Consider the following 15,299-nt stretch of genomic DNA (forward strand, 5'->3'; position numbering starts at 1 on the left):
TGCAAAGGCCGCCCGCACGCCGATTCTTAATCCGGGGGATAGAAGGTTTGGCCCAGAGGAGGAATCGACATGCGAACGGCCTACGTTGAACAGCATAGTGCGAACGAACCGGTCTTGGCAGTGGCGCTGGAGTTGGCCAGGGCCAGTTGGAAAGTGGCGCTGAGTGATGCCCGGCGCGCCCCCCGGCTGAAGACAGTCGACGCACCGCAACCCCTGGCGCGCCTGGAGCAGGTGGTGCAAACGATCGCGGAGACGCGCGCGCTCTGGGCGTTGCCAGCGTCCGCCAGAGTGGTCGTGGTGTATGAAGCGGGCCAGGATGGCTTCTGGCTACAGCGCGCCTTGCAGGCGCGTGCGCTGGAGGTCCTGGTGATCGATCCAGCGAGCCTGCTGATGGCGCGGCGGAGGCGTCTGGCCAAGACTGACCGGCTGGACGCCTTGCGCCTGGTGGAGGCCCTGCTGGCCTGGCTGCGTGGCGAGCAGCGGCGTTTTCAGGTGGTGTGCCCGCCCAGCGTCGAGGACGAGGATCGCCGGCACTGGGGGCGCGAGCGCCAGCAGTTGCAGCGCGAGCTGCAGCAGCACCGCAACCGGATCGAGAAGCTGCTGGCGACGGTGGGCTGCTGGACCCGGCTGGATCGTGCCGGCCGCCAACAACTGGCCGAGGGCACGCTGCAGGACTGGGCTGGCCAGGCGCTGGGGGCGGCGCTGCAGGCCCGCCTGCAGCGGGAGCTGCAACGCTGGCAGGAGGCCCGGACCCAGCTGCGGCGGCTGGAGCACGAACACGCGCAGCGCTTCGGCACCCGCCAGGCCGAACAAGTGGCGCGACTGAGCCAGTTGCGCGGCATCGGCACCGTCGGCGCCCGGCAACTGGTACTCGAGCTGTTCTGGCGGCAGTTTCGCAACCGCCGTCAGTTGGGGGCCTGCGTTGGCCTGGTGCCCTCGCCCTACGACAGCGGCACGCTGCGGGTCGACCAGGGCATCAGCAAGCAGGGTAATCCCCGGGTCCGCGCGCTGCTGGTCGAACAGGCCTGGCTATGGCTGCACTACCAGCCGAACAGCGCCCTCAGCCACTGGTTCGCCAAGAAGGCCGGCGGTGATTGCCGTCGCAGTCGACGGGTAGCGATCGTGGCCCTGGCGCGACGCCTGGTGATCGCCTTGTGGCGCTACCTGGAGCGCGGTGAGCTGCCGGCGGGTGCAACACTGAAAGCCGTGCCCTGACACCACCACTCAGCCAGCGAGCCGCGACGAAAGAGTTACGCAGTCAACACGCCCGTAATTCGCCCGGGTCATCAGCGCGATGACCGATCTTGTAGAAAGGGTGTGGTGCAAAGGGGTATGCCTGAGCGCAACGCGCAAGCAGGATCGTGTTGGTCCTCGTGACCAGCGGATAGAAGGTGGTGAGACGCTAGGTCTCACGAGCAGCATGCCCCGCTGCCTTGATGCGTGCCCCAAGTCATGAATCGGAGGAACAGGCCTTGACACCGAGATCTTCATAGAAGGGGCGAATTCATTCGCCAAGCAGGCCGAAGGTCTGCCGAGAATTCACTCAGGGGCAGCTCCGCCGCCCTTGGCGAATGAATTCGCCCCTACACAGGCATTCCCATTCGTTACCCGGCTCAGCCCAGCAACCCCGCCATGGTCCGCTCACCCAGGGCCGGGCCGATGCTCATGCCCACGCCACTGTGCATCAGCACGGCGGTCACGCCTGGCGCGGCCTTGAGCACCGAGAAAGGCCCGGGCCCGCGGGCGCCATAGACGCCCTGCCAGCGCTCCACTACCTGAAGTCGCGTGCCCAGGGTGTGTTCGGCCAGCGCCAGCATGAGCTCGTCCACCGCTTCGGCGTTGAAGGGCGAAGCGTCACTGCCGTAGTGGTGGGAGTCTCCGACGATCAGCTCGCCATGGGGCGTCGGACTGACCAGCAGGTGAATGCCGTGTTCTTCCAGCTCCGGCTGCTCGTTCTGGATCTGCTCGCGGATGGCCTCGGCTTCCGGCAGGTCGGCGAACGCGCCGTAGTGCACGCAGCTCAGGCCCGTGAGCACCGCCTGGTTCAGGCCGAAATCGCGTTCGGGTCGCACCCGCAGCATCTGCAGGCGGCACACCTGCGGCTGCAGCGGTGCGATTTGCTCGGCCAGCAGGGTCTGGTAGTCATGCCCCGAGCAGACGACGATCTGCTCCGCGCGGCAGCTGCCCGTCGTGCTGTGGATAACCCCGGGTTCAACATCGCGCACCAGGGTGGAGAAATGGAATTCGACGCCATGCTCGCGGCGCAGGTAGTCCACCAGCGCGGGAATGGCCTCGCGGGAATAGATCTGCTGGTCGTCCAGCCCCAGCAGCGCAGCGCGGTGGTGGCTGAACTGGCCCTGGTAAAGGTCGTGCAGGGGTTCACCACGCAACAGTTCGACGCGATAACCGTGCTGGGGGGCGCGTACTTCGCAGAAGGCTTCCAGCAGCTCTTCTTCGGCGCGAGTACGAGCAAACAGCAACGAACCGTTGCGGCGGATCTGGAAACCGGCGGCCTCGGCCCAACCGGCCCAGATTTCACGGCTTTCCTTGGCAAGCGCATGCATGGGGCCTGGCGGCTGGCCGGTGACCAGGGCCTGGCCGAAGTTGCGCACCGACGCGCCCAGCGGCGTGGCGCTGCGTTCGAAGACGCTGACGCGCAGGCCGCGACGGGCGGCGGCGTAGGCGTGGGAAAGGCCGAGGATGCCGGCGCCGACGATGGCGATATCGGTGTCTTGGAGGGGCATTGGGTTCTCCTGAAAAGAGGAGCCCACCCCGTTGCCCTCTCCCCGGCCCTCTCCCTGAAGGGAGAGGGGGAAAAGCACGGAGTGGGCGCGGGTGTTACTGCGGCAGCTTCTCGGACTTGCCGTCGTAGCGCTTGCGCCATTCGGCGAGGATCTGGTCGCGGTTCTGCGAGGCCCAGGCGAAGTCGTTCTTGATCAGGCGCTGTTCGTAGTCAGCCGGCAGTTCGGTCTGCGGCTTGGCGATGCCTGGGGCTGCGAGCACGGCGAAGTTTTCCTTGTACAGCTCCATGGCCGCCGGGCTGGCGGAGAAGTCGGCGAGTTTCTTCGCGGCTTCAAGCTGGTCGGTGCCCTTGACGATACCGGTGGCTTCGATTTCCCAGCCAAGGCCTTCCTTGGGCAGGACGATGTCCAGCGGGGCGCCCTGGCGCTTGAGCTGCACAGCCGGGTACTCGAAGGAGATGCCGATGGGGAACTCGCCGGCGGCGGCCAGCTTGCACGGCTTGGAGCCGGAATGGACGTATTGGCCGATGTTCTGGTGCAGGCCATCCATGTAGGTCCAGCCCTGCTTCTCGCCGAAGGTCTGCAGCCAGGCGCTGACGTCGAGGAAGCCGGTGCCGGAGGACGCCGGGTTCGGCATCACGATCTTGCCCTTGTACTCGGGCTTGGTCAGGTCTTCCCAGCTGTTGGGCTTGCTCAGGCCCTGCTTCTCGGCTTCCACGGTGTTGAAGCAGATGGTGGCGGCCCACACGTCCATGCCCACCCAGGCCGGCGGGTTGGCGGCGTCGCGGTAGTTGGCGCCGATGGTTTCCAGGTGCTTGGGCGCGTACTTCTCCAGCATGCCCTGCGCATCGAGGATGGCCAGGCTGGAAGCGGCCAGGCCCCAGACGGCGTCGGCCTGCGGGCGGTCCTTCTCGGCCAACAGCTTGGCGGTGATGATGCCGGTGGAGTCACGTACCCACTTGATCTCGATATCCGGGTTCTGCGCTTCGAAGGCCTTCTTATAGGCCGACAGCTGCTCGGCTTCCAGGGCGGTGTAAACGGTCAGCTCGGTAGCGGCCTGGGCCTGGAGGCTGAAGCCGGCCATTACGGCGGCGGCGAGGGCGAGGCGTTTGAACATGGAAAGCTCCTTGTCGGGATTGGCTAGCGGTTGTGGTTATTCAGGAGGTGGCCGGTGTGCCCTGGCGCCAGGCCTGGGAGCGGCGCAGCAGGCCGCGCGAGGCCCAGGCCAGCAGCAGGGAAACAGCAGCCGAGGTGAGCAGGATCAGGGTGGACATGGCGGCCGCACCGCCGACGTTGCCGGCGTCGTCCATGTTCAGCACGGCCACGGCGGCGAGGATGCTGTCGGGGCTGTAGAGGAAGATGGCGGCGGACACCGTGGTCATGGCCGATACGAACAGGTAGCGGATGATGTCCAGCAGCGCCGGCAGGCAGATTGGCACCGTCACCCGCAGGTAGTGGCGCCAGAGCGGAGCCTTGAGCGACAGCGCGGCGGCTTCGAACTCGCCATCCAGCTGGCGCAGCGCGGTGGTGGCGGTCATCTGCGCGGTGGTGAGGAAGTGCGCGATGGAGCAGATCACCAGCAACGTCATGCTGCCGTAGAGGGCGTGCAGCGGGTTGCCCGGCAGGTTGAAGAAGAACACGTAGCCAAGGCCAAGCACGAGGCCGGGTACCGCCATGGGCACGAAGCTGAGCAGGCGCAGTGCCTGGTTGAGCCACTGCTGGCCACGGGTCTTCTCCATCAGGTAGGCGCCGGTGAAGATCAACGCACTGCCAAAGATCGCGGTGCAAGTGGCCAGGGTCAGGCTGTTGCGATACGCCAGCCAGCCGCCACCGGCGGTCTCCTCGAAGGCGTAATGACGCAGGGACAGCGACAGGTTGTAGGGCCAGAACTTCACCAGCGACGAGTAAACCGCCATGCCAAGTACCAGCAGGAGGACGGCGCAGACGACCAGCACCAGCGCCAGGAAGCAGGCATCGCGGCCCCTAGACGGCGCCGGGTGGAAGACCTGGGCACGGCCGCTCATGGCCTCGCCCTGGCGGCGGCGCAACCAGGCGTCGACGCCGAAGCTGAGCAGCGCGGGAAGCAGCAACACCATGCCGATCAGGGCGCCACGGCCGAACTGCTGCTGGCCGACCACCGCCTTGTAGGCTTCCAGCGCCAGCACCTGGTAGTCGCCACCGACGACCACAGGCACGCCGAAGTCGGTGATGGTCAGGGTGAACACCAGGCAGAAGGCGGCGAACGCTGCTTGGCGCGTGGCCGGCCAGGTGATGCTGCGGAAGGCCTTCCACGGACCGGCGCCCATACTGGCGGCGGCGTCGAACAGGCGCGCGTCGGCCATCGACAGTGCCGAGAGCAGCACCATCAGTGCGTGGGGGAAGGTGTAGATCGCCTCACCGAGGACGATGCCCCAGAAGCCATAGATGTTGTCCGGCAGCCAGTCGCGCAGCAGGCCCTGATTGCCGAACAGGTAGATAAGCGCGATGCCCGGCAACATTGACGGCGCCAGCAGCGGCAGCAGGGAAATCCCCCGCCACAGGCCCTTGGCCGGAATCAGCGTGCGCTGCAGGGCATAGGCGAACAGGTAGGCGGTGGGCACCACGATGGCGGCCACGCTGAGGGACACCTTCAGGCTGTTGCCCAACAGCCAGTGGAAGTTGGCGCTGGCCAGCAGTTCCTTCGCCGCCACCAGACCACCGCCCTGCCCCGCCTCGCCACTGAACCCGCGCCAGAAGATCGCCAGCAGTGGCAGCAGCACCGCGAGAATCAGCAGGCCGAGGAACAGGTACTTGCCGCCGGTCACGAAGAGGCGGTCGCCCAGGTCGCTGCGTGGCGCTCCGTTGATTCGGGACTTGTCCTGCTTGATCACGGCATCCATCTCAGGCGAACACCTGCAGGCTGCGGGACGGCAGGGCCACCCAGATATCCGGGGTGCCGAGGCGCGGCAGGCTTTCAGGGGCCAGCTCGGCCAGCAGCGGATGGCCCGGCAGTTGCTCCAGCTCGAAACTCATGCGGCAGCGGTTGCCGAGGAAAGTGATCTCCCGCACCTGGGCACGGAAGCGATTGTCTTGCTGCTCAGAGGGGTTGATGGCGATGGCCTCCGGGCGACAGAACAGGCGGCCACTGGCGGCGCTGTCGGCCGAATCGGGCAAGCGCAGATCCAGGCCACCGACGCGGGCGTGCCCGTCCTGGCGCGACTCGAAGGGCAGCCAGTTGCCCTGGCCGACGAACTCGGCCACGAAGGGCGTGGCCGGCTGGCGATAGATGTCCTGCGGGGTGCCGTACTGTTCGACGCGGCCCTGGTTCATCACCGCGATGCGGTCGGCCATCAGCATGGCCTCGTCCTGGTTGTGGGTCACCATCAGCGTGGTGATGCCCAGGCGCTTCTGCAGCTGGCGCAGCTCGGTGCACAGATGCTCGCGGACGCGGGCGTCCAGCGCCGACATCGGCTCGTCGAGAAGCAGCAAGGACGGTGCCGGCGCCAGCGCGCGGGCCAGGGCCACGCGCTGCTGCTGGCCACCAGAGAGCTGGCCGGGGAACTTCTTCTCGCTGCCGGAGAGCCCCACCAGCTCCAGCATCTCGGCAACCCGGGAACGCACCTGGTCGCGGCCGCTGCCGGACAGACCGTAGGCGATGTTCTGCTCCACCGTCAGGTTCGGGAACAGCGCATAGGACTGGAACAGGATGCCGTAGTCACGAGCCTGGGGCGGCAGGCGCGAGATATCCCGCGAGCCGATGTGAAGCGTGCCGCTGTCCTGCTGTTCCAGGCCGGCGATGCAGCGCAGCAGTGTGGTCTTGCCGCAACCGGACGGCCCCAGCAGGCACACGAGCTCGCCTTCGGCGATATCCAGGGACACACCGCCCAGGGCAGTGAAATGGCCGAAACGCTTGTGGATATCTCGCACCCGCATATGGGGGGCGTGCTGGTCGGCAGGGTTCATGGCGGGACCTCGTTAAGCGGTTGGCGTGCACGGGGGCACGGCTCGACGAGGGTGATGCTAGGGAGGCAATGCGAACGCCAGATGGCGGTTGGGCAAATTACACCGATAGTGTCATTGGCGGATTTGGGATGCGGGATGGGACGACGGTCGGCTCGCGTAGGGTGCGCTGCGCGCACCATGATCGGTCGCGCGGTGGCTGCGGTGCGCGTGGCGCACCCTACCCGGGACTCCGGCCGGGCCGCCGCTACGTCTGCTCGGTACCTTCCCGCGCCAAGGCGAGGAAGGCAGCCGGCAATCGCGCCTGCCGGCGTTCCTTGAGGCAATAGAGGTATTCGTCGATCAGCGGCGCACCCTTGAGTTCGATGACCCGCAGCTCCGGGTTATCCGGCACTTCGTGGCGGGCGATGATGCTGATGCCGAGGTTGCGGATCACCGCTTCGCGGATGGATTCGCGGCTGCCGATTTCCAGCAGCGGGCCGATGACGATGCCGGCATCCCTGAGCATGTCCTCGGTGAGCTGGCGAGTGGTGGAGCCGGGTTCGCGCATCAGCAGGCAGTGCCCTTTGAGGTCTTGCAGGCTGACCGACGTGCGCCGCGCCAGCGGGTGTTCGCGGTGCACCGCCAGCACCAGCGGGTCGCTGCCCAGCACCATGCGGGTCAGGCGCGCGTCGTCCAGCTTCTGCGAGGACGCGGCGAGATCGACGCGGTACTCCTCCAGGGCTTCGATCACCTGCTGGGAATTGCCGATATCCAGGGAAACATCGATCTGCGGGAAGCGTTCGCGGAAGCTGCGCACCAGGTCGAGGATGTAGTAAGGCGCCGTGGCACCGATACGCAACGTGCCCTGCATCTGCCCGCAGTTGCGCAGGAAGAACTCGATATCGGCCTCCTGCTGCAGCAGCACCTTGACCATGGGCAGCAACTTCGCCCCTTCCTCGCTCACTGTCAGACGGCGGCCGCCACGGTGGAACAACTCGACGCCGTACTGACCTTCCAGGTTGCAGATCTGCGTGGTCACCGTGGGCTGGCTGAGGCCGAGCTTCTTTGCGGCCTGGGTGATGCTGCCCAGGCGGGCAACCATGTAGAAGGCCTTTAGCTCAGCGCTGAGCATGGTGTTCTCGGCGAATGCTGGGCATGGTTCTCGGATTCCGTGGAAATGGGGGCATTCTGCCTACGACATCCGTCAACGCAATGACCTTCGTGCCGGGACATCCTCTCATGGACGCCCCCCACAAATCTCTCGAGAATGCCTGCCACCCGCCCGCGCGGCTTTTCCGTCCAGCCTGCCGCCAGGCTTCCCCGCCCGGCGCTGGCCTCAGGTCCTCTAGCCCCGATATCCGCGCCCCTCACTCCGCCCTCGTGGCGATCACTCCCTGAAATCCACACCGCGTGCCCGGCCCGCACATGAACGGGACGCGCACGCCTGACTCGAAGGACCCGATCCATGACGATGATCCGTCTCTCCAAGGCCGCCCTGGTGATGGCCATGGCTTTCTTCGCCACCCTGGTGGTCTTCAACAATCTCACCGACTACGGCTCCAACTTTGCGTTCGTCCATCACGTTTTCCTGATGGACTCCCTCAACGCCGGCGACGGTCTGATGTACCGCTCCATCTCCGCGACTTGGACACACCACGCAGGTTACATCGCCATCATCTCGCTGGAAGGCGCCACTGCCGTGCTGTGCTGGATTGGCGGTATCCGGTTGCTGCGCGCGCGCCATGCCGGCAACCGGGACTTCCATACGGCCAAGGCCTGGGCGGTGGCGGGTCTGACCCTGGGCTTCCTCACCTGGCAGGTAGCCTTCATGTCGGTGGGCGGAGAATGGTTCGCCATGTGGATGTCGGAAAAATGGAATGGCGTGCCCAGCGCCTTCCGTTTCTTCATCACGCTGCTGATGGTGCTGATCTATGTGACACTGCCCAATGACGGGATGGAGCCCAATCAGCCCTGAATGGATAGGGGCCAATCCCACCACTGGCCCCAACCGTAGCGTGAACACTGCGCGCACCGACTCCGCGCGGGAATAGAACCCGGGAGCAAATTCATTCGCGAAGCAGGCCTGTGTGATCCCATCGCGAATGAATTCGCTTCACAGTCAGAAGCATCAAGACAACAGGCTCACCACCGCATAGCGGCCGAAGTTGGCCGGGGCGACCACAATCTGGGTGACGGCGTCGTAACTGCCGGGCTTTTGCGCATCGGCAGGCAGTGCCTCTTGAGGTCCAGCAGTCTCCCAGCCTTGCGTGCACAAGGGGGGTGTTTACGGTGTACCGCCATCGCTGCGAAGGACGGCGAGCCCATCCGTAAGATAGAAGGCGCTTCCCTGTTTCCCCAAACAGGAATAATGTTGCGCTTACTACATTTATTGTTATTTACGCTGCATGAAAAATTGGCTGAGCTTGATCATCGGTCTACCCACGGCGAACGCGACCGCGCGCATGCGCGCCTGGCGTGCCCTCAAGGCAAGCGGCGCTGCGGTGTTGCGCGATGGCGTCTATCTCCTGCCGGACACCTCAGGGTGCCTCGAGGCCCTCTCCTCCATCGAGCGCGACATCCTCTCGATCAACGGAACCGCCTATCTGCTCCCCATCCAGGACCCGCAGGGTGAACGCTTCATTCCGCTGTTCGACCGGAGCGAGGACTACACGAGCCTGAGCGCCGAAATCGACGCTTGTCGCGATCAACTGACGACAGACAACGCCTTGGCCTCCACCAAGCAAATCCGCAAGCTGCGCAAGGCGTTCGCCCAGCTGACAAGCATCGACTTCTTCCCTGGTCCGGCACGCCAGCGTGTCGATACGGCACTGCAAGAGCTGGAGTCCGCCGTCAGCCTTGCCCTGTCGGCAGACGAGCCGTGCAGCCATGACCAGCCCATCCCCGCACTCATGCGGCAGGACTATCAGGGGCGTATCTGGGCCACCCGCAAACGCCCTTGGGTCGACCGCCTCGCCAGCGCCTGGCTGATCCGCCGTTATATCGACCGGGACGCCCGCATCCTCTGGCTGGACACTCCCCAGGATTGCCCAGCGAATGCCCTCGGCTTCGATTTCGACGGCGCGGCCTTCAGCCATGTCGGCAACCGCGTCACCTTCGAGACCTTGCAAGCGAGCTTCGCGCTGGACGCACCGTCCCTGGGAAAAGTCGCGGCACTGGTGCATTACCTGGACGTAGGCGGCGTCCAGCCGGTGGAAGCGGCAGGCGTCGAACGGGTGCTGGCCGGTCTGCGGGCAAGCATCCTCGACGATGATCAACTCCTGGCCGCTGCCAGTGCCATCTTCGATGGCCTGCTGACAGCCTTCGTGCACGAAGAGAAAAACGATGAGTGAATCCAGCCTGCGCTCCGCTGACGAACCGCAATCGGGCATCGCCCCCGTGGGCCTGTTCCAGGCATTCCTGTTCTGGCTAAAGCTCGGCTTCATAAGCTTCGGCGGTCCGGCCGGGCAGATCGCGATCATGCACCAGGAGCTGGTGGAACGGCGGCGCTGGATCAGCGAGCGGCGCTTCCTCCACGCGCTGAATTACTGCATGTTGCTGCCCGGCCCGGAGGCCCAGCAGCTGGCCACCTACATCGGCTGGCTGATGCATCGCAGCTGGGGCGGCATCATCGCCGGGGCCCTGTTCGTACTGCCATCGCTGTTCATCCTGATCGCGCTGTCCTGGGTCTACATCGCCTTCGGCGACGTGCCAGTGGTGGCCGGACTGTTCTATGGCATCAAGCCGGCGGTGACCGCCATCGTCCTCCAGGCAGCCCATCGCATCGGCTCACGGGCGCTGAAGAACAACTGGCTATGGGGCATTGCGGCTGCCGCCTTCGTCGCCATTTTCGCCCTCAACCTGCCTTTCCCCCTGATCGTGCTTGGCGCAGCACTGCTCGGCTATGTCGGCGGTCGAATCGCGCCAGACAAGTTCGCCCTAGGCGGTAGTCACGGTGCGGCCAAGGCCGACTACGGCCCGGCACTGATCGATGACCACACGCCGACGCCCGAGCATGCGCGGTTCCGCTGGTCGCGCCTGCTGATGCTGGCAGTCATCGGTGCCCTGCTCTGGCTGCTGCCCATGGGCCTGCTCACCGCCGCTTTCGGCTGGCAAGGCACCCTGACGCAGATGGGCTGGTTCTTCACCAAGGCCGCCCTGCTCACCTTCGGCGGCGCCTATGCGGTGCTGCCCTACGTCTACCAGGGGGCAGTCGGGCACTACGGCTGGCTGACCCCGACCCAGATGATCGACGGCCTGGCCCTGGGCGAAACCACGCCCGGACCGCTGATCATGGTGGTGGCTTTCGTCGGTTTCGTCGGCGGCTACGTGAACCCGATGTTCGGCGCCGACCAGGCCTTCCTCGCCGGCGCCGTGGCCGCCAGTCTGGTCACCTGGTTCACCTTCCTGCCGTCCTTCCTCTTCATCCTCGCCGGTGGGCCGCTGGTGGAGTCCACCCACAACGAGTTGAAGTTCACCGCACCGCTGTCCGGCATCACCGCCGCCGTGGTCGGCGTGATCCTCAACCTGGCACTGTTCTTCGGCTACCACGTGCTCTGGCCGGAAGGCTTCGGCGGCCGTTTCGACTGGCCTTCGGCACTGATCGCCCTGGGCGCGGCCGTAGCGCTGCTGCGCTTCAAGCGCGGCGTCATCCAGGTGCTGGCGGCCTGCGCCCTGGCCGGGCTGGTGGTGCATTTACTGCAGATCTGAGTAAAGCCCCACGGGGCTGGGAGGTGAGCGATGAGCCGGATCACCCGTTGCGAATTGATGGAATGGCAAACGGCAGGACGCAGCTTCACCCTCCTGGATGTGCGCCGCGCCGCCGTGCGCACCGCCGATGCAGCGGAGATTCCCGGCGCGCGCTGGCTGGACCCGGAGTCGGTGTTCAGCTGGAAGGACTCGGTGCCACGGGAACGGCCCGTAGTGCTCTATTGCGCCCATGGCCATGAAATCAGCCAGGGCATCGCGGCCACCCTGGACGTGATGGGGCTCGATGCCCGCTACCTGATCGACGGGTTTGCGGGTTGGCGCGATGCCGGCCAGTCCACCCAGGGCCTGTAGAAGCAGGCGGGAGGCGCTCCATGAAATGGGTTACCCGCGAACGTCCATGGCCTTCAAATCCTCCTACTCCATCAAACAGGGCGGGCTGGGCATCGGCTTGATCATGGTGAAACAGATCATGGAGCGCTTCGGCGGCCGAGACTCGCTACAGCGCAATCCGCAGGACTTGAAGCACCGCAAGATGGCCGGGGTAGAAAAAGTATCCCCAGCGCCGGACAGGCCAGATATCCACGGCAATTCTCTGGCGAAGCAGCCAGAGCCCCCAAAGCGGCGTGGCGAATGCTGTGGTGAGTATGGCCACGGTCTCAAAGGTGAGTCCCGAGTCAGCCAACCAGCGATTGCGGCTATTGGCCAACAGCGCCAGCGTCGCCGGGAGCAGCCACCACCAGTAGGAACGCTTGATCGCCAGTAGCAGTGCGGCGGGCAACAGCACCCCGACAGCGCCATACATCAGGCGTGAATGGAGGGCCGTGACGATCAGCAAGGTCGCCGTCGCCAACAACAAGCTCGTGCGGTCGCGGTGATGTACGCCCCACGCCAGCAGAAGTCCGAGCATCAGGGTTGGCATCACGTTGAGGGTGCTGCTCAAAGGGGATAGCAGGCGGTAGGGCAATTCGGACATAACCGAGAAGACCATGAGCCAGCCGAGGTAACGAGTATTGCCGTCGTTGAACAGATCCCCAGGACGGGTGCGGGCGACGTTGGCTGCGATTCCCAGGCAAAACAGCGGAAAGGCTGCCCGACCGACGACGAACAACCAATCGGCATCAGTCCAGAGATAGCGAAGGTGATCCGCCAGCATGGTCAGCATGGCGGCCCATTTGATGAGATCCAGGCTGCCGTTTCGTGCCCCCTTCAAGCTGGGCTCCTGAAGCTCAAGTGCCATGTATCAGCCCAGCTGGGCGCTCAGTCCCATCCAGCCATGGATGCCGACGTAGATGCCCACGCCGATGATCAACAGGCTGGACAGGTAAGGCGCACGACGCGCCACGGTGCCCAGCCAGGGCCAGCGGTTGGAAGCCCGCCGTGCACCGATAGCCGCTGCCGCCCCCACGCTCACCAGGGTCAGGGCCAGGCCAATGCTGAAACACAACACCAGCACGGCTCCGAGGGCGACTTCCTTCACTTGCAAGCAGAGCAGCAGCACGGTGATCGCCGCCGGACAGGGGATCAGCCCTCCCGTCAGGCCGAACAGGATGATCTGTCCCGTCGTCACGCTCCGATTGGCAAAGCGCTTGCGGATATCGTTCGCATGGGCGCGCTCGTGGGCGTCCTGGTAGCCCTCCAGCGACAGCTCCAGCCCGTCCAACTGGGCATGACTGTGGTCGTGCCCATGTTCGCGGAAGTCCAGGTCGTAGTCGTGGGAGTGATTGCCGTGACCCAGGCTCAGCCGCACGCCGAACTCATGAGGCTCTGGAATCTCATCCACGGACTCCAGGTAGCCGCCGCGATCTGCGAACGCAAAACGCCGCATGCGTCCATCCGCTCGGGTGGTCTGCAAGGTCACCTCGCCAGCCGCCCAGGCGTGACCACTGAGTACGTTCAAGCGCCAGCGTGGCGGTACCCCTTCCTCGAAAATCGACACCTCGACACGCCCGTGGCCAGTGTCGATGCGGCGGGTTTCGTCATGATGGTGATCGTGCGAGTGATCGTGGTGATGGTCGTCGCCCTGCTCGAAGCGCCACATCTGCTCGCCGCGCCAGGTGCGCCAGAGCATCCACAGCGCGATGGCCACGATGATCACCGCAGACGCCAGTTGGAAATACGGCTCGGAGGTCTCAGCGTCGAGGTTCTGCCCCAGGTACATACCGCCCAGGGCGACCAGCCAGACCACGGCGGTATGCGAAACGGTGGCGGCCAGCCCCAGCAGGACCGCCTGCTTCACAGTGCCGCGTACCGCCACGATGAAGGCCGCCATCATCGTCTTCGAATGGCCTGGTTCCAGGCCATGCAAGGCCCCCAGGAGGATGGCGCTCGGGAAATAGAGCCAGGCGTGAGCCGGCCCCTGTTGCAACAGTTCGGCGAAAGTGGACATGGCAGGTCAGAGGTATTTGGTGATCTGTTTGAATTCTTCCAGCGGAGCGCGCTCGCCGCTGGTGAGCGCACCCACGGTGTGTTCCAGGCAATGGTCGATATGGTCCTGGATCAAGGTGCGCTTGGCCTGGCAGACGGCCTTCTCCACCGCGTGCAATTGCTGGGCGATGTCCACGCAGGCGCGACCGTCCTCAATCATGGTGACGATGCTGCGCAGATGGCCTTCTGCCCGCTTCAACCTTTTGACGATTTCGCTATGACTTTGGTGCTGATGACCGTGTTCGTGCTTGCTCATCGCAAGACCCCGTGCAACGATAGTGACCGTCGCATCCTATCCCCCCGGGGGGATATAGCAAACACACCCAACAAACACTCTTCGGGTCTGGTAGAGCGGAAATGCTTGGCAACGCTGTCAGAACACAGGTGGTAGTCGTGCTGCTCCTGGCCATGCTCATGGGCTGGGTCGGACACGCCTCCGCTCTGCTGTCCAATGCCAACCAGTCCGTCTCCGATGCTACGCATGGCCATCCGCACGACGACTTTGAGCCGCTGAGCTGCCAGGCCTGTAGCGGCCACTTCCACGCGCCTTACACCGCCGATCACCTGCACGAAACCCCGCACCTTAACGCGCGACTGGAACTCCCTGCGCAACCAGGCCACAGCCTCCCCGCAGCCCTTGCGCAACTACCCCTGCCCAACGGCCCAGTGTTCCTCATCGAGCGGCCCCCACGTACCCGGTTCGTGCTCTGAACGCAGCCGCAATGCGGCTCCAGACCATTACAACCAGGACTGACTCAATGCAATCGCAATCCCAAAGCGGAGTGGGCGCTGTCATCGCGCGCCTGCGTCGACCGCTGCTCCTGCCCCTGCTGGCAATCGCCCTGCTCTTCGCAGCCATACCCGACGCGCTCGCCCACGGCGTGCCCGAAGGCGACAAGGGCTTCATCCAGGAAAGTACCGGCGTACTGCTGCTGCCCTTCATCTACATGGGCGCCAAACACATGATCACCGGCTACGATCACCTGCTGTTCCTCTTCGGCGTGATCTTCTTCCTTTACCGACTCAAGGACGTGGGGCTGTACGTCACCCTGTTCGCGGCTGGCCACTCGATCACCCTGCTGTTCGGCGTGCTGACCAGCGTCAGCATCAGTGCCTACGTCATCGACGCCATCATTGGTTTCTCGGTGGTCTACAAGGCACTCGACAATCTGGGCGCCTTCCAGCGCTGGTTCGGCTACCAGCCGGATACGCGAGCGGCCACGCTGATCTTCGGCCTGCTCCACGGCTTCGGCCTGGCCACCAAGATCCAGGAGTTCGAGATCTCCCCGGATGGCCTGGTTGCCAACCTGATCGCCTTCAACGTCGGCGTCGAGATCGGCCAGCTGCTGGCCCTCGGCGCCATCCTCATTCTCATGGGCTACTGGCGGCGTACGGCCAGCTTCTGGCGCCACGCCTACACCACCAACGTCGCCATGATGAGCGCCGGTTTCCTCCTGATGGGCTACCAGCTCACCGGCCTCATCGTCTCCCAGTAAGGACTCCTGA

Annotated in this window: 15 protein-coding genes; 7 read left to right on the plus strand and 8 right to left on the minus strand. The window is 65.0% G+C overall.

The window, feature by feature from the left end; all coding sequences use genetic code 11:
• The first annotated feature begins 69 nt into the window (after positions 1-69).
• Positions 70-1,215, plus strand: a complete 1,146-nt coding sequence (locus THL1_RS20280; RefSeq protein ID WP_069082015.1) for an IS110 family transposase — start codon at positions 70-72, stop codon at positions 1,213-1,215.
• 398 nt (positions 1,216-1,613) lie between these two features.
• Here the strand turns inward: THL1_RS20280 and THL1_RS20285 are convergent, their stop codons facing one another.
• The 5 genes from THL1_RS20285 to THL1_RS20305 all read right to left on the minus strand — a co-directional run bounded on the left by THL1_RS20285 (position 1,614) and on the right by THL1_RS20305 (position 7,794).
• Positions 1,614-2,744, minus strand: coding sequence for a TIGR03364 family FAD-dependent oxidoreductase (locus THL1_RS20285; protein WP_069084917.1), 1,131 nt, complete (start codon positions 2,742-2,744; stop codon positions 1,614-1,616).
• A gap of 94 nt (positions 2,745-2,838) precedes the next feature.
• Positions 2,839-3,858 carry a putative 2-aminoethylphosphonate ABC transporter substrate-binding protein gene (locus THL1_RS20290; protein ID WP_069084918.1) on the minus strand — a complete coding sequence of 340 codons (1,020 nt, stop codon included), beginning with the start codon at positions 3,856-3,858 and terminating at the stop codon, positions 2,839-2,841.
• A gap of 40 nt (positions 3,859-3,898) precedes the next feature.
• Entirely contained in the window at positions 3,899-5,620 is a 1,722-nt protein-coding gene (locus THL1_RS20295) for a putative 2-aminoethylphosphonate ABC transporter permease subunit (protein ID WP_069084919.1), read from the minus strand.
• Position 5,621: 1 nt separating this feature from the next.
• Positions 5,622-6,683, minus strand: coding sequence for a putative 2-aminoethylphosphonate ABC transporter ATP-binding protein (locus tag THL1_RS20300; RefSeq protein WP_069084920.1), 1,062 nt, complete (start codon positions 6,681-6,683; stop codon positions 5,622-5,624).
• Between the two features lie 244 nt (positions 6,684-6,927).
• Positions 6,928-7,794 (minus strand): LysR family transcriptional regulator, encoded by an 867-nt coding sequence (locus tag THL1_RS20305; protein ID WP_069084921.1) that lies wholly within the window; start codon positions 7,792-7,794, stop codon positions 6,928-6,930.
• A 333-nt stretch (positions 7,795-8,127) separates the two neighbouring features.
• Here THL1_RS20305 and THL1_RS20310 point away from each other — a divergent pair, with 333 nt between their 5' ends.
• The 4 genes from THL1_RS20310 (at position 8,128) to THL1_RS20325 (ending at position 11,720) form a co-directional block, all read left to right on the plus strand.
• Positions 8,128-8,637 carry a DUF2165 family protein gene (locus THL1_RS20310; RefSeq protein ID WP_202969608.1) on the plus strand — a complete coding sequence of 170 codons (510 nt, stop codon included), beginning with the start codon at positions 8,128-8,130 and terminating at the stop codon, positions 8,635-8,637.
• A gap of 430 nt (positions 8,638-9,067) precedes the next feature.
• Positions 9,068-10,012 carry a chromate resistance protein ChrB domain-containing protein gene (locus THL1_RS20315; protein WP_069084922.1) on the plus strand — a complete coding sequence of 315 codons (945 nt, stop codon included), beginning with the start codon at positions 9,068-9,070 and terminating at the stop codon, positions 10,010-10,012.
• Complete coding sequence (gene chrA, locus THL1_RS20320; RefSeq protein ID WP_069084923.1) at positions 10,005-11,369, plus strand: chromate efflux transporter; 1,365 nt, start codon at positions 10,005-10,007, stop codon at positions 11,367-11,369. Before THL1_RS20315 ends, chrA begins: the two co-directional genes overlap by 8 nt.
• A gap of 30 nt (positions 11,370-11,399) precedes the next feature.
• The gene (locus tag THL1_RS20325) at positions 11,400-11,720 is read left to right on the plus strand and encodes a rhodanese-like domain-containing protein (RefSeq protein WP_069084924.1); all 321 of its coding nucleotides are present in this window, start codon (positions 11,400-11,402) and stop codon (positions 11,718-11,720) included.
• A 145-nt stretch (positions 11,721-11,865) separates the two neighbouring features.
• On the opposite strand, the gene THL1_RS20330 is transcribed toward THL1_RS20325, so the two are convergent.
• The 3 genes from THL1_RS20330 to THL1_RS20340 form a co-directional block, all read right to left on the minus strand.
• Positions 11,866-12,531 (minus strand): TraX family protein, encoded by a 666-nt coding sequence (locus THL1_RS20330; RefSeq protein WP_414703762.1) that lies wholly within the window; start codon positions 12,529-12,531, stop codon positions 11,866-11,868.
• A gap of 78 nt (positions 12,532-12,609) precedes the next feature.
• Complete coding sequence (locus THL1_RS20335; RefSeq protein ID WP_069084926.1) at positions 12,610-13,755, minus strand: nickel/cobalt efflux protein RcnA; 1,146 nt, start codon at positions 13,753-13,755, stop codon at positions 12,610-12,612.
• Between the two features lie 6 nt (positions 13,756-13,761).
• The gene (locus THL1_RS20340; RefSeq protein WP_036991877.1) at positions 13,762-14,049 is read right to left on the minus strand and encodes a metal-sensing transcriptional repressor; all 288 of its coding nucleotides are present in this window, start codon (positions 14,047-14,049) and stop codon (positions 13,762-13,764) included.
• A 101-nt stretch (positions 14,050-14,150) separates the two neighbouring features.
• Here THL1_RS20340 and THL1_RS20345 point away from each other — a divergent pair, with 101 nt between their 5' ends.
• Together THL1_RS20345 and THL1_RS20350 are read left to right on the plus strand one after the other, a co-directional pair.
• Positions 14,151-14,504 (plus strand): hypothetical protein, encoded by a 354-nt coding sequence (locus THL1_RS20345; RefSeq protein ID WP_069084927.1) that lies wholly within the window; start codon positions 14,151-14,153, stop codon positions 14,502-14,504.
• 47 nt (positions 14,505-14,551) lie between these two features.
• Positions 14,552-15,289, plus strand: a complete 738-nt coding sequence (locus THL1_RS20350) for a HupE/UreJ family protein (RefSeq protein WP_069084928.1) — start codon at positions 14,552-14,554, stop codon at positions 15,287-15,289.
• Positions 15,290-15,299: the final 10 nt, after the last annotated feature.

This window comes from Pseudomonas sp. TCU-HL1 (assembly GCF_001708505.1).
In the GTDB taxonomy this organism is placed as follows: Bacteria; Pseudomonadota; Gammaproteobacteria; order Pseudomonadales; family Pseudomonadaceae; genus Metapseudomonas.

Excerpts from the sequence above, each read along its gene's own strand:
- THL1_RS20290 (WP_069084918.1), bottom strand. The coding sequence starts at position 3,858 with ATGTTCAAACGCCTCGCCCTCGCCGCCGCCGTAATGGCCGGCTTCAGC.
- THL1_RS20345 (WP_069084927.1), top strand. The coding sequence starts at position 14,151 with ATGCTTGGCAACGCTGTCAGAACACAGGTGGTAGTCGTGCTGCTCCTG.
- THL1_RS20280 (WP_069082015.1), top strand. The coding sequence starts at position 70 with ATGCGAACGGCCTACGTTGAACAGCATAGTGCGAACGAACCGGTCTTG.
- THL1_RS20300 (WP_069084920.1), bottom strand. The coding sequence starts at position 6,683 with ATGAACCCTGCCGACCAGCACGCCCCCCATATGCGGGTGCGAGATATC.
- THL1_RS20350 (WP_069084928.1), top strand. The coding sequence starts at position 14,552 with ATGCAATCGCAATCCCAAAGCGGAGTGGGCGCTGTCATCGCGCGCCTG.
- THL1_RS20325 (WP_069084924.1), top strand. The coding sequence starts at position 11,400 with ATGAGCCGGATCACCCGTTGCGAATTGATGGAATGGCAAACGGCAGGA.
- THL1_RS20295 (WP_069084919.1), bottom strand. The coding sequence starts at position 5,620 with ATGGATGCCGTGATCAAGCAGGACAAGTCCCGAATCAACGGAGCGCCA.
- chrA (WP_069084923.1), top strand. The coding sequence starts at position 10,005 with ATGAGTGAATCCAGCCTGCGCTCCGCTGACGAACCGCAATCGGGCATC.
- THL1_RS20285 (WP_069084917.1), bottom strand. The coding sequence starts at position 2,744 with ATGCCCCTCCAAGACACCGATATCGCCATCGTCGGCGCCGGCATCCTC.
- THL1_RS20330 (WP_414703762.1), bottom strand. The coding sequence starts at position 12,531 with ATGCTGACCATGCTGGCGGATCACCTTCGCTATCTCTGGACTGATGCC.
- THL1_RS20305 (WP_069084921.1), bottom strand. The coding sequence starts at position 7,794 with ATGCTCAGCGCTGAGCTAAAGGCCTTCTACATGGTTGCCCGCCTGGGC.
- THL1_RS20335 (WP_069084926.1), bottom strand. The coding sequence starts at position 13,755 with ATGTCCACTTTCGCCGAACTGTTGCAACAGGGGCCGGCTCACGCCTGG.
- THL1_RS20315 (WP_069084922.1), top strand. The coding sequence starts at position 9,068 with ATGAAAAATTGGCTGAGCTTGATCATCGGTCTACCCACGGCGAACGCG.
- THL1_RS20310 (WP_202969608.1), top strand. The coding sequence starts at position 8,128 with ATGACGATGATCCGTCTCTCCAAGGCCGCCCTGGTGATGGCCATGGCT.
- THL1_RS20340 (WP_036991877.1), bottom strand. The coding sequence starts at position 14,049 with ATGAGCAAGCACGAACACGGTCATCAGCACCAAAGTCATAGCGAAATC.